General features: G+C 63.2%; 9 protein-coding genes. All 9 read right to left on the bottom strand.

All coding sequences use genetic code 11. From position 1 onward, the window contains the following. Positions 1–12: 12 nt before the first annotated feature. Positions 13–939: a DUF72 domain-containing protein gene (locus tag KEM63_RS13260; RefSeq protein WP_223652397.1), complete on the bottom strand. Its 927-nt coding sequence runs from the start codon at positions 937–939 to the stop codon at positions 13–15. Between the two features lie 7 nt (positions 940–946). Then, a complete protein-coding gene (locus KEM63_RS13255; RefSeq protein ID WP_223652395.1) occupies positions 947–2,221 on the bottom strand; it encodes a zinc-dependent alcohol dehydrogenase in 1,275 nt (424 codons plus the stop codon). A gap of 168 nt (positions 2,222–2,389) precedes the next feature. After that, positions 2,390–3,148: a PIG-L deacetylase family protein gene (locus KEM63_RS13250; protein WP_223652393.1), complete on the bottom strand. Its 759-nt coding sequence runs from the start codon at positions 3,146–3,148 to the stop codon at positions 2,390–2,392. 123 nt (positions 3,149–3,271) lie between these two features. After that, complete coding sequence (gene glgX / locus KEM63_RS13245; RefSeq protein ID WP_223652392.1) at positions 3,272–5,434, bottom strand: glycogen debranching protein GlgX; 2,163 nt, start codon at positions 5,432–5,434, stop codon at positions 3,272–3,274. 39 nt (positions 5,435–5,473) lie between these two features. After that, positions 5,474–5,752, bottom strand: coding sequence for a DUF2934 domain-containing protein (locus tag KEM63_RS13240; RefSeq protein ID WP_223652390.1), 279 nt, complete (start codon positions 5,750–5,752; stop codon positions 5,474–5,476). After that, on the bottom strand, positions 5,749–8,556 hold the full coding sequence (locus KEM63_RS13235; protein WP_223652388.1) for a malto-oligosyltrehalose synthase: 2,808 nt from the start codon (positions 8,554–8,556) through the stop codon (positions 5,749–5,751). Before KEM63_RS13235 ends, KEM63_RS13240 begins: the two co-directional genes overlap by 4 nt. Then, positions 8,553–10,628 carry a 4-alpha-glucanotransferase gene (malQ, locus tag KEM63_RS13230; protein WP_223652386.1) on the bottom strand — a complete coding sequence of 692 codons (2,076 nt, stop codon included), beginning with the start codon at positions 10,626–10,628 and terminating at the stop codon, positions 8,553–8,555. The genes KEM63_RS13235 and malQ overlap by 4 nt, the downstream gene beginning before the upstream one ends. Then, complete coding sequence (treZ, locus tag KEM63_RS13225; RefSeq protein ID WP_223652384.1) at positions 10,625–12,385, bottom strand: malto-oligosyltrehalose trehalohydrolase; 1,761 nt, start codon at positions 12,383–12,385, stop codon at positions 10,625–10,627. Before treZ ends, malQ begins: the two co-directional genes overlap by 4 nt. Next, positions 12,386–13,933, bottom strand: coding sequence for a glycogen synthase GlgA (glgA, locus tag KEM63_RS13220; RefSeq protein WP_223652382.1), 1,548 nt, complete (start codon positions 13,931–13,933; stop codon positions 12,386–12,388). It abuts the gene before it with no gap. Between the last annotated feature and the right edge of the window lie 23 nt (positions 13,934–13,956).

Below are 13,956 nucleotides of genomic sequence, written 5' to 3'. Positions count from 1 at the left end.
CGATTCACTGCGTTACTCCTCGCGATCCTCTTCCTCGTAAGGCACGCCTGGGGTGGTCCTGAGACCCTTGTCCAGACCCAGCTTGCCCAGCAGCGTGCGGGCGTCATAGGGCGCGCGTACCTTCACGTCGTTGTCGAAATAGCAGAACACGTCTCGCTGCCTGGCAGCAGGGGCCTTGCTGTCGGCTATGAGGCGGGCGTCCTCAAGTTGCTGTCCCTTGCTCCAGGTGCGGATCCGCTCCTTCCAGCGCTCAAGCGCCTGGTCGTCATACCCGCTGGTGTACAGCTCCTTGTCGCCATGCAGCCGCAGGTAGACAAAGTCGCTGGTGAGATCCTCCGCGTAGGGCCACTTGCCTGCGGTGTCCGCCACGACCAGCGCCACATCATGCCGGCGTAGCAGTTCGACGAAGCCTTCGGTGACGAAGGTATCGCTACGGACTTCCAGCGCGTGGCGAAGCTTCCGACCTTTTTGCGCGTCGAGGTAGCCGGGCTTTTTCAGCCGCTCCGCGCAGTCGCCGGCGAGCTTTACCGCCTGGTCGGTGTCGCATGGTAGTCGGGAGAGAAAGTCGTCGAACAGCTCGTGGTCGTAGCGGAAATTGGCGGGGAACTGCCATAGGATCGGGCCGAGTTTCGGGCCCATGCTCATGAAACCGGAGGCGAAGAAGTTGGCCAGCGGTTCATGGATGTCCCTGAGCCGGCGGGTGTGCGTGACGTAGCGAGGCCCCTTGATGCTGAAGACAAAATCCTCAGGCGTCTCGGCGGCCCAGCGCTGGTAGCGCTCCGGGGTCTGCAGCGAGTAGAACGACCCATTGATCTCGATGCTGCTCACTGCCCGTGAGGCAAATTCGAGCTCACGCCGCTGGACCAGCCCATCGGGATAGAAATCGCCACGCCACGGCTTGTAGCGCCATCCGGAGATGCCGATTCGCACGTCAGGCATGAGCGACTCAGCTCTTGGGTCGGGTCATCGACGGCGGATCACTGGCAGGAAAGGACTCGTCAATCGCCTCATCAAGCTCATTGCTTGTCGCACGCGCCGCTTCCGACTGTTGCTCTTGCGGAGCGCCTGCGCCAGGTTTGAGTTCGACCTTGATCCAGCCGGTATCGCGTCGATCGAAGGCTTCGAAGGCCTCGATCACACCGCTCATCGGCTTGACCTGCGTCAGCACGCGGGTCGGATCAATGCGCCCGCTGACCACCAGTTCGATCAACTTGGGAATGTATTTGCGGTGATGACAGTTACCCATGTTTATCGTCAGGTTCTTGTTCATGGCCGCCCCGATGGGGAACGTCTTGGAGTCAGCTGAGTAGACGCCGATAATCGACAGTGTGCCGGCCTTGGCCAGCGCCTCCACTGCCCACTCCAGGGCCTGACTGGGAGCGTCACCGGGTTGCCATGGCTTGCCGGATGACGCCTTCTGCGCATGGCCATGGCCATGCGGGCATTCGGCATCTACGCCGACTGCGTCAATGGCGCGGTCCACGCCGATCTCACCGGTCAGGCGCTTGATGGCGTCGACCGGATCCTCTTCGTCGAAGTTGATGGTCTCCGCGCCCTGTCGGCGCGCCATGTCGAGCCTGTCCGGGAAGCGGTCGATGGCGAAGACGCGCGCAGCGCCCATCAGTTTGGCGCTGGCGATCGCGAACTGCCCAACAGGCCCACAACCAAACACGGCGACACTGTCTCCGGGGGTGATCTCTGCCGATTCGGCTCCGAAGTACCCGGTGGGGAAGATGTCCGATAACAGAATTGCCTGGTCATCGCTGATCTCGTCCGGCAACTTGACCAGGCCGATGTTGGCGTGGGGTATGCGCGCCTTCTCGGCCTGCAGTCCATCGAACGAGCCGGTGAAGGTCGGGCCGCCATAGAAGGCAGTTCCCGCTGTCTTGCCATTGGGGTTGGCGGTGTCGCATTGAGCGTAGTACCCGGCCCGGCAGTAGGAGCAGTTGCCGCAGGCAATCGTGGAGGGCACGACCACCCGGTCCCCGATCTGCAGGTTGCGCACATCCGAACCGAGCTCTTCGACGATGCCCACGCCTTCGTGACCGAGGATGGTCCCGGCCTTCATGCCGCCAACGGTGCCGCGCACGAAATGCAGATCGGTACCGCAGATGGCGCTGGCGGTCACGCGGATGATCGCATCGGTGGGCGATTGCAGGGTGGGTTCCGGAACATCGTCCAGGCGGATATCCCCTACGTCATGGAATACGACTGCCTTCATACACTGTGTCCTCGCATCGTGCTTCGGTTGGAAGTTGCTGCGTGCTCTAGAAATGGACTTTTGCTAGCAGAGCCGGTTCAACTTTTATGCAGCGGCGTAGGGTGGAAGAAAATCGAACATGGGCCGCTGCGGCGATGACCACGCGGGTTGTCGCATCGCAGGCATGGATCAGAGAAATACGACTTCGAAGGCCTGTTGCAGACGTTCAAGCGTCGCGGGATTCAGCGGCGGGGTCTGGCCGCTGGAGGGGTCAGGCGTCAGCTGGCTGGCGAAGGCCTGGATGGCGTGGCGCTTGCGCGCCTGCGTCCAGCGATCAAGATGCACCTTGTGTGCCCGCTCCCATGGAAGACGGGGATCCTCGGGACTGGCCCAGTTCCACGCCCAGATCGGTACCTCGTAGACGGCCGCGCCGATCTCCATGCCAACCGAGAGTGCTGCATCCGCCACGGCTTGGTGATCGACATGACCGTCACCGCGCCAGGGCGTGAACACCACATCGGTAGGCCGCAGGTAGGTGCGCAGGAAGCTTTTCAGGTCGTCCAGGCGGTCGGCCACGTGATTGTCAGGGAATCCGCCGTGAATCCACTGCAGCCCGTTCATGTAGAGCCCAAGGCGCCGCAGCGCCTCGGCGCTTTCCTGCGGGCGGATGATGCCGAGCCGTTCACTGGTCCAGAGGGTCGATTCGGGGTGGCTGGCGCTGCCATTGGTGACCGAAATGAGCATGAGGTTGCGTTTGAGCCGTGCGAGCAGCTGCAGAATGCCGCCGCTCCCAAGAATCTCGTCGTCCGGATGTGGCGCCAGAACCACGGCCCGCGCATGCGATGGCACCAGCTCGTCGCAGCTCACCGCCGGCAAGGATGCCAGACGCGCCGAACTTTTCCAGGCGTGCAGGGGTGTGCCGCTGTGGCCGATATCTTCGAACTTCATTCGCTCCCAACTCCCTAGGATCTCACCATCGGCCGACTGCGCTCCTGACCGACTACGTGACGGGGGAGCCGTATGGCTCCCCCGCCGGGTACTCAGGTTGGCGAACCAGCGGATGAAGGAGCGCTAGTTCGAGTCCTGATGTTCTAGTTCAAACAACAACAGAGATCGGCTGGTTACCGCGAATTCATCGCCGAACGCGTGGCGCCCGAGTGAACCGGCTTCGGGTCGATTGGTATCGATCAGACAGACCCAGCCTGAGCCTTGGGCAACTTCCGGGAGGATAAAGTTCACGATGTCATCATGCGAATTGATGATAAGCAGCAGGGTCGCATCCGCACCGCTACGGCGGATGCCCGTGGGCTGCGCGCGGCCGTCAAGCATCATGCCCATACAGCGGGCATTGTCGTCATGCCACTGCGACTCGGTCATCTCCTCACCGCCAGGGGTAAGCCAGGTTACATCCTTGACGCCCAGTTCCTCGTTGTAATGACCAATGAGGAACCGGCCACGACGGAGGATCGGGTAAGCGCGGCGCAGGGCAATCAGGCGCCGCGTGAATTCGAGCAGGCTGTGCGCCTCCTCATCCAGATCCCAACCGATCCAGGCGATGTCGTTATCCTGGCAGTAGACGTTGTTGTTGCCGTGCTGGGTACGGCCAAACTCGTCGCCAGCCAGCAGCATGGGCGTGCCCTGGGAGAAGAACAGCGTCGCCAGCATGTTGCGCATCTGGCGCATCCGCAGTTCGCGAATCTCCTGATCATCAGTAGGGCCTTCTGCACCGTGATTCCAGGAGATGTTGTGGTCACTGCCATCGTTGTTGTCTTCACCATTGGCCTCGTTGTGCTTCTCGTTGTACGAGACCGTATCGCGCAGGGTGAAACCATCGTGGGCGGTAATGAAGTTGACCGAGGCGAAGGGACGCCGACCGCGCTGGTTGAAGTGATCTCCAGAGGCGGTCAGGCGGCTTGCCAGCTCGGGCAGCTGCCCGTCATCGCCGCGCCAGAAGCCGCGAACGTTGTCACGGAACCGGTCGTTCCATTCCGCCCAGCCGGGCGGGAAGCCACCCACCTGGTATCCGCCCGGACCGCAGTCCCAGGGTTCGGCAATCAGCTTCACCTTGCTGAGGATCGGGTCCTGGCGACAGGCGACGAGGAACCCGTGGCGTTCGTCGAAGCCATCTGCGTAACGCCCAAGAATGGTTGCCAGGTCGAAGCGGAAGCCGTCGACACCCATCTCGGACGCCCAGTAGCGCAGCGAGTCCGTGACCATCTGTAGTACGCAGGGATGGCCCATGTCCAGCGTATTGCCAGTGCCGGAATCGTTGATGTAGTAGCGCTTGTTGTCCGGCATCAGCCGGTAGTAGCTGCTGTTGTCGATGCCGCGCATTGAGAGGGTCGGCCCCATCTCGTTGCCCTCGGCGGTGTGGTTGTACACCACATCGAGCAGGACCTCGAGGCCGGCATGGTGCAGATGCGCGACCATTTCCTTGAACTCGTTGATATTGCCGCTGGATAGATAGGCCGGGTGGGGCGCGAAGAAGGCGATGCTGTTGTAGCCCCAGTAGTTCGACAGCCCCTTGTCCTGCAGATGTGGCTCGTTGACGAAGGCGTGGATCGGCAGCAGCTCGACGCTCGACACACCCAGCGAACGGATATGGTGCAGCAGCGAGCCATTTTTCAAGCCGGCGAAGGTACCGCGGAGCCGGTCAGGGACGGCCGGGTGCAGCATGCTGATGCCCTTGATGTGCGTCTCATAGACGACAGTCTTGTCCCAGGGAATACGTTGCCAGTTGCGTTCGCCCCATGTGAAAGCGGGGTCGACAACCTTGGCCTTGGGCACGAAGGGCGCGCTGTCGCGCCGGTCGAAGCTCAAATCCGCGTCCGGGTGGCCGATCGTATAGCCAAACAGGGCCTCATCGAAGATCAGTTCGCCCACCAACTGCTTTGCGTAGGGGTCGATGAGCAACTTGTTGGGGTTGAAGCGATGCCCGGCCTTCGGATCGTAGGGGCCGTACACACGGTACCCGTAGACCATGCCGGGGTGTGCGTCGGGCAGGTAGCCATGCCAGATCTCATCCGTGTACTCAGGCAGCTCGATACGTTCCAGTTCCTGCTCGCCCTTGCTGTCGAACAGGCACAGTTCGACCTTGGTGGCATGCGCGGAGAAGATCGCGAAATTGACGCCCAACCCGTCCCATGTGGCGCCGAGCGGAAAGGGATTGCCTTCAGAAACACGCGAGCGCTGAGTAACCTCAGGCGCCGAGGAAGGGGTTTGCTGCCTGCTCATTGATAGAACCTCGTTCGTCCCGGCGGCGCCGGGAACCGTTCAGACTTTCGGGGTCTTGCTCGTGCTTCGCGGAGCGCGGGGCTTTTTCAGCACCGCGGGCTTCTCGGCGTCGCTTTTAGCCACGTCAGCATCAGGTGCTGCCTTGGGCTTGCTTACGCGTCGAGCGCGTGGAGCGGGCTTCGACGGTGTTTCGCTCTGCTCGGATTCGGCAAGCTTGCGCGCCATTTCCCAATGACGTGCCTCCTGCCCTTCGGGCTTTCCTTCCGACTCCCAGATCTGGTAAGCGAGCTGCCGCACGCGATCCTGGTTGATAGTCATACGCTTGACTCCTTGCAATGGGGGGTGGAACACAACAGGTTGACTGGAAACTCGGCGAGTACCTTTCCTACCGCAATACAGCCGTCCACCGGATTGATCGAATTCAAGGACAGGGCGCAGGTCAGCGGGTTGTCCTGCATCGGCGATGGCAGCCGGACGCGGGTGTCGCCCCAACGCTCTGTAGGCACGAGCGGCACCGGGCTGTCACCGAGCAGGGTGCTGACCGTGCGTGGCACTACTGTCACAAGATAGTCGCCCTCATAACGACGCGCGAATGCGACCACGCGGTCGGCATGCTCACCTTCGACGTCCAGCGGGACATAGGCACCATGACGAAACAGCTGCGGCTGCGCTGCACGGATAGCCAGTATGCGATGGATCAACCATTGCTTGATCCGCCCGTCGCGCCATGTGCCAAGCAGCTCGTCGATCGCCGGTGTCTGCTGCAGGGCGGCGACCCGGGCAGCGAAATCCACCGGGCGGCGGTTGTCCGGATCGACCAGGTTGAAGTCCCAGAACTCGCAGCCCTGATACAGATCCGGTACCCCCGGCACGGTCAGGCGCAGCATGGTCTGTACCAGCCCATTGAGCGCCCCCGCCGGTGCGATGGAGTGGACCGCCAGCGCGATCTCCCGACGCAGTTCGCTGCCCTCGGCTGCGGTCAGCAACCGGGTCAGGAAGTCGCGGCAGGCCTGCTCGTAGGTTTCATTCGGCGAGCTCCAGCTGCTGATCAGCTTGGCCTCGCGCAGCGCCTTTTCTTGCCAGCCAAGCAGCCGTTCGAGATACGCCTGGATGCCGTCGGCATCGTCGGCATCGTCGACATCGAGGGTCGGCGACCAGCTGCCAAGCAGTGACTGATAAAGAATGGCCTCGTCGCCCGGGGTCGGTGCGGGCGCGCCGTCCAGCTCACCACGTAGCGGTGCGGCGAGTCCCTGCCAGATCTGCAGCTTCTCTGCCAGCCAGGCGGCCCGCTCGCTCAGCACAGCCAGGCGTGCCCGCGTGTCTTCGCCGCGCTTGTTGTCGTGCGTGGCGGTCGTCAGCATCGAGTCGGGAAAGGTCTGCGCCCGGTTCTGGCATTCCTCGTGGAAGGTCGCTGCATCGGCGCCGAGGTGTTGCGGATCGAAGCCGACGTCGTAGCGCGAGAGCAGCACGCCGGCGCGATAGCACGCTGTGTCCTCCACCGCCTTTGCCGCCGCGGGGGAGGTGAGCTGCTGAAACCGCACCAGGACCTTGTTGCGCAAACTCCGCTCGTGTCCCGGCGGGAGCCGGCGCAGCGGTTCGCCGCCCAGCCAGTGATCAAGCTGGTCAAGCACCGGCCATTCCGCTTCCGGCAGCATGCGTCGCGCGCCTTCCTTTGCCATATCGAAGAAGCGCTGGTCATCCGCCGAGCGACCTGTCGCACCGGCGTAGGTGCGGTAGACCGGAAAATGCGCGACCAGCTCGGTCAGCACCCGGCGGATCTGCCCCAGGGTCAGGTCGCGGGTGTCGATGTGAAAGCGGGCTATCTGCAACAACCCCTGCGCGACGGACTCGAGGTCGCCGGCGAGGGAGCCGGCCAGTACCAGCTTGCGGGCCTCGTATACCTCTTCGAGGAAATCGGCCGGGCGTCCGCTGAGCGAATTCCACAGCGTTTCCAGCTGCTCGCGACCGCCGACGTCGTGCTGCAGCAGCGAGACCTGGTTCATGAACTCGTAACCCGTGGTGCCGTCGACGCCCCAGCCGGTCGGCAGGGCTTCGCCTTCACCGATGATCTTTTCGACATAAATGGGAAAGTGCCCGCTGCCCTGCGCCCCGCGCAAGCTGTCGACGCGACGGCGCAGCCGTCTGCAGTAGGCCCTCGGGTTGGCCAGACCGTCCACGTGATCGATACGCAGGCCGTCGATGCTGCCGTTTTCCACCAGCTCGAACACCTTGGCGTGCGTTGCCTCGAACACATCCGGCAGTTCGACACGCAGCCCACCCAGTTCGTTGATATCGAAAAACCGCCGCCAGTTGATGTCATCGGCCGCGGTGCGCCAGCTTGCCAGTCGGTAATACTGACGCTCCAGCAGAGCGTGCAATGCCTTGCGGCCGCTGGCTTCGGTCGGCTCATAGTGGGACAGGGCCTGTTCGATGGCTCCCTGCAACGACTCGCGACTGACGACCTCGGCCAGCTCCTTGCGCAACGCGCGTGCAGTGCTCCAGGCACCGGCCGAGTGATCCAGCAACTGAAATTTCTCGGCCATTGTGCTCAGCGCTTCGTTGCCACTGGCGCGCAGCACTCCGGGATAGCTTGGCGGGAACAGCGGAAAGCGATGGTCATAATGCGCAGCGAAGAACTGTCCCTGCTCGGCGTCGAAATGCAGCTTCAGCTCACCGCTGGAGAGCACTTCGCCATAGTCGGTGCGCAGGAATGGCACCAACAGCTGGTCGTGCATGAACGGGTCGAGGGACTGCCACTGTATGTCGAAGAAGTGGGCATACGGGCTCATCGGCCCCCACTCGAGGACATCCAGCCACCAGGGATTGCCGCTGCCGCCGACGGCCATGTGATTGGAGACGATGTCGAGGATCAGCCCCATGTTGTGCTTGCGCAATTCGCTGACCAGCCGCTCCAGGGCAGGCTCACCGCCCAGCTCGGGATTGATGCGCGTCGGATCGAGGACGTCGTAGCCATGCATGGAGCCGGGCCGTGCTGTGAGCAGAGGCGAAGCGTAGACATGGCTGATACCCAGCCTGGCAAAGTAATCGACCAGCGGTACCGCGTCGTCGAGCGTGAAATCTTTATGAAACTGCAGCCGGATGGTCGCCCGTAAATCGGTCATGTTGCCTTGTTCCGCGTCGCTTGACGTGCCTTGCCCAGTCGTTTCAGACGGGCCGTGATTGCCGCGTCCCTGAGCATGTCGCCAGCTTCCATCGGCCAGCGACGGCGCCAGTTGGGGTGCTCGTCGCCTGGCCCGGGAAGGTTCGGCTGTTCCATGCTACCCATGACATCCTCCAGCGGCAGAAGTGCCAGCGGAGCGGGGGTGCTGCCGAGCAATTCGATACAGGCTTCCAGTCTGGCGTCGTCATCGGCCTGCTCGGCGTCGAGAAATCCTTCCCTGGTGAGTAGTTGGTCGAGCGCGGATTTTTCCTCCGCGCGTAGCGCCCGGTCGTCATCGGACTGCTCCGCGGAGCGATGCCCCGCACCAAGCCGGGCTTCGATGTCTCGGCAATTGAGCCAACCCTTGATGCTCGGCAGATCATGGGTGGTGGTGGTCGCCAGCGCATCGGCTGGCCAGCGTGCCGGCGGAATGAACTGACCGTCGTCCTGCTCGAACAACAGCACCCGCATACCCAGCAGATTGCGCCGCGCGAGGTCTTCGCGCAGCCCTTCCGGCACCGTCCCCAGATCCTCGCCGATGATCAGTGCCTGGTTGCGCCAGGCTTCCAGAGCGATGAGTCGCAACAGATCCTCGAACGGAAAGTCCAGATACGCCCCGGCGTCGGAGGGCGCCCCCTCGGGAATGACCCAGAGGCGCTTGAGCCCCATCACATGATCGATACGAATGCCGCCGGCGTGGACCATGTTGGCGCGCAGCATTTCGATAAAGGCGCGGTAGCCGTTTTCGCGCAGGCCCTGCGGCGAGAACGCGGAGATGCCCCAGCTCTGGCCATTGCTGTTTAGAATGTCCGGTGGGGCACCGACTGTTACCTGCGGCAGAAATTCGCTCTGGCGCGTCCAGGTCTGGCTCCCGGCTCCGTGCGCTCCGACCGCCAGATCGGCGATCAGCCCGATCTTCATTCCGGCATTCACGGCGCTGCGCTGCGCCTGTTCCAGACAGCGAGCCATCAGCCACTGTGCGAAGAAGTGGAAGTCGATCTCCTGCTGATGTTCGCGAGCGAAGCGCTGCACGGCGATACCGTGCGGGTCGCGGTATTCAGCGGACCATTGACGCCAGTCCCCCGGCTCGCCGTTCTCCAGCATATGTGCATGCAGCACTTCAAAGCGGCAGTGCTGCTCCAGCGCTTCGCCGCCCTCCTCGATGAACTGGCGCAGGTCACGCAGGGATTCGCTGTTGGAGTCGCGCAGATTGGCGTGCAGCTGGCGCAGCAGGCGCAGACGGGCGGCGGAGGCAGCCGGCCAGTCGATCAGTTCCAGTCGCTCCAGCCGCTGCATTTCCTGCTGCAGTCCACACTGCTCGATCGCCTCGCTGACCGCCTGCCGGCCCAGCACCTGTTCGGGTGCCGAATGCAGGATATTGAAGAACATGCGACTCGACGGCGAGTAGGGGCTGTAGTTGTGCAGGTCCGCGCTGAACATTGCATGCAGCGGACTGATCGCGATGGCATCGGCGCCATGGCGCGCGACGTCGCTGCTCAATGTGGCCAGCGCCGCGGTATCGCCCAGCCCACCGTCGCCGTGACGGCTCAGCGAGTAGACCTGCGCGGTGATTCCCCAGATGCGTGCCTGTTCGCTGTCGGTCAGCTCGCTGACACTGGGGCACGCCGGCGGTGCAACCGCCACTGTGGTTTCCTGGCCGGCGATCCGCAGGTGGTGATAGCCGCAGGTGTCGATTGCTGGCAGGCAGCTAGTGTCATCCAGGGCGCCGTCCAGCGCCTCGCCACTTTCCAGCGTGAGCTGATAGGGCTCGCCCGCTTTGAAACGGCTGGCGAAACACAGCGGCCGGCCCTGGTCGTGAGGTATCAACGGGTACAGCGTTGGATTGTTGCGCTGCTGCTCGATTCGATTGAGGCTCTGACGGATGTCCTGCTCGGTCGCTGCGTGGTGGCCGAGCGCTTCGAGCAACGCGCGCTGGTTTTCCGGGCTGACGCGTTGCGCCTTGCCGAAGGCGTCTGTCCAGTCGATGCTCAGACCGGCAGCCTGGGTAAGTTGCTCCAATAGCGCATCGTTCATCCGCGGGCCTCCAGCAGCGCGAGCACGCTGCGGGGTGACAGCATCCCGGTGTCGGGGTCGACCCGGCTGAGGTACAGCGGCTCGGCCCCCTCGGGCATCGGGTCGGACGTCACGAACGCCTCGCTGAGGTTCACGTCAATACGCAATATGCGGCCGTCGGCAAGCTGCCAGCGCGCCGACACGGCGTTGTCGGCGAGGACTTTCACACCTTCGGAACGCACCTCGGCTAGCCGCGGGATGATCTGCTCGCGGCGCAGTTGCAGAAGCTCTCGATACAGGGTGCGCCAGGGTTCGAACTCCGGCTGCCCGACCGAACCGGCGTAATCCGGGCGCGAGCTGGTGAACGTCTGGACCGCGTTCGGATCCGGCACCGTGGCGCCGCCCGGCCTGTCGGCGAACACCGCGAATTCCGAGAATTCGCGTTGGCGGCCTTCACGTACCGCCTGGGCGAGCTCTTCATTGTGATCGGTGAAATACAGGAACGGTTGCCGTGAGCCCCATTCCTCGCCCATGAACAGCAGGGGCACCATGGGCGACAGCAGCATTAGCACGGTGGCCGCACGCAGCGCGTCGGCGTCGGCCAGCGTTATCAGGCGCTCGCCGAAGGCGCGGTTGCCGATCTGGTCATGGTTCTGCAGGAACAGCACAAAGGCGGAGGGCGGCAGATGACCGCTGGCCTCACCTCGCGCATGGCCGCGACGATTGCTATCGCCCTGGTAGATGAACCCTTCGCCGAGGCAGCGGGCCATCTTCAAGGTCGGCTCGCCGGAGAAGTCCGCGTAATAGCCCTCATCCTCGCCGGTGAGAAGGTGGTGCAGTACATTGTGCCCATCGTCATTCCACTGGGCGTCGAAGCCGCGCTCAAGCAGGCTGGCGCTGTTGTCCTCGTTCTCCAGTACCAGATGCACGTGCCGCTCCGGACCAGCCGCTTCGCGTACGCGGCGCGCGAGCTCGATCAGAAAGTCCTTTTCGCTGATGGCGTGCACCGCGTCCAGGCGCAGGCCGTCGATACGGTAATCCATGATCCACATCAGCGCGTTTTCGCAGAAATAATCCCGGACCTCGGCGCGCCGGAAGTCGATCGACGGCCCCCACGGGGTCTGGATGTCATCGCGGAAGAAGGTTTCAGCGTAGGCGTGCAGGTAGTTGCCGTCCGGACCGAAGTGGTTGTAGACCACGTCGACATACACCATCAGTCCGTGCGCGTGGGCCTTGTCGACCAGTCGCTTGAGGTCATCCGGTGAGCCATACGAGCATTCCGGAGCAAACGGCAGGACCCCGTCATAGCCCCAGTTCCGCGCCCCAGGGAACTCCCCTAGAGGCATCAGCTCGATGGCGGTGATGCCCAGCTCCTTGAGGTATGGCAGGTACGATTCGACGCCAGAGAAGCCGCCCAGCAGGCCGGCATGCAGTTCGTAGATGATCGTTTCGTGCCACGGGCGGCCCTTCCAGCCTTGCGTAGTCCATTCAAACGCGGCGTGATCGACCACCTTGCTGAAGCCGTGTACATCACCGATCTGCGCGCGAGAGGCGGGGTCCGGCACGCGCAGCTGGCCGTCGATGAGAAAGCGATAGCCGGTGCCGGCCGGGCAGGGCACTTCCGCGCTGAACCAGCCGTCGGTGCCGGGTTGGAGGTTGCTGATGTTGCCAGTGTCCAGTTCGACGGATACTTCGCGGGCATCCGGTGCCCAGAGCGCGAAGCGGGTAGTGCGAGGGTCAAGCAGATGGGCTCCGTGCCTGGGCAGCTGTTGTGGCATTCATCGTCTCCCGACTTCACGTGCCAGCGCCGCTGGCAGCTTGTCATGCAGTAATCTTTTGTAGAGTTCGTCGTAGGGCTGCACCGACTCCTGCCAGTACAGCGGCGATCCCATGGCCTTGCGACGCATGGCATTAAGCAGTTCGGGGTGGCGATGCACGTTGACTGCGCGCAGCACCGCCTCGAGGTAACTCGCTTCTGTCGGCTCGCTGAACAGAAAGCCGGTTACCCCGTCCTCGATCGAATCGGCCAGGCCGCCAGTACGCCGGGCAATGGGTAGCGAGCCGAAGCGCTGCGCGTACATCTGGCTCAGGCCGCAGGGCTCGAAGCGCGAAGGCATGAGCAGGAAATCGCTGCCGGCGAACATGCGCCGTGCGTCCGTTTCGTTGAAGCCGACGTTCACACCGATGCGCCCAGGGTGGCGTCGGGCCAGTTGACGCATGGCTTCCTCGAGCTTGGGTTCGCCGCGGCCGATCACCGCCATGCGTCCGCCGGCCTCAACCAGCCGATCGGCAATGGCGATCGTCAGGTCGATGCCCTTCTGATGCACGAGGCGGGAGACTACGGCGAATAGAGGGCCGTCATCCGGTTCAAGGCCGAAGGTCTTCTCGACGTAGGCCGCATGTTCGCGCTTGCCTTCCCACTCGCCTTCACGGAAGCCACACAGCAGATGCGGGTCGTTGGCCGGGTCCCAGGTATGGTCTATCCCGTTGGGGATGCCGCTGAGCTGACCGTCCTCCGCCCGCTTGCGCAGGAGGCCGTCGAGGCCGCAGCCGTGTTCCGCCTGGGTGATTTCGCGAGCGTAGGTGCGGCTCACGGCGGTGATGTGATCTGCGCAGGTCAGGCCCGCCTTGAGAAAGGAGATCTGACCATAATATTCATACCCTTCCGGGGTGAAATGCTCGGCAGGCAGTCCCAGTTCCGGAAGACAGTTCGGGTCGAACAGCCCCTGGTAGCAGAGATTGTGCACGGTCATGACCGAAGGGGTCCGCAAGCCGCGCCAGGCCATGAATGCCGGCGCCAGTGAAGACGGCCAGTCATTGGCATGCACCAGCTCCGGACACCAGCTGATCGACGCGTTGCCGGCAGCGATCTCGGCTGCGGTCAGTCCCAGGCGGGCGAAGCGGATGTGGTTGTCGGGCCAGTCACGGCCCTGACTATCGCCATACGGGGTGCCATCGCGCTCGTACAACTCGGGGCTGATCACGATGTAAACGATTAGACCGTCATCCAGGTCCATCCGGCCTATACGGCACGGCGGCAGCGCGGCGTGACCATGCACCGAGCCGACGATGCGAATCGGAATACCGCTGTCCATCACCTCGCGGTAACCGGGCACCAGAAGCCGTATGTCGTGATGCTCACCCAGCGCACGGGGCAAGGCTGACGAGACGTCACCCAATCCTCCGACCTTCACCAGATCGGTGAACTCGGGCGTGACGAACAATACTTTTTTCTTTTCCGTCTGCAGACTTTCGACATGGAGTCGAGGTCGAGACGCAATTGCGCCCAGCTCTTCGGTTTGCGCTGTCGCCACCACTTTACCCATAGCATCCTCCGCCAAACTTACAC

The organism is Halopseudomonas nanhaiensis (genome assembly GCF_020025155.1).
Classification (GTDB): domain Bacteria; phylum Pseudomonadota; class Gammaproteobacteria; order Pseudomonadales; family Pseudomonadaceae; genus Halopseudomonas; species Halopseudomonas nanhaiensis.
Note: the sequence above shows the minus strand (reverse complement) of the source record. Positions and strands in the feature narration are given on the sequence as shown.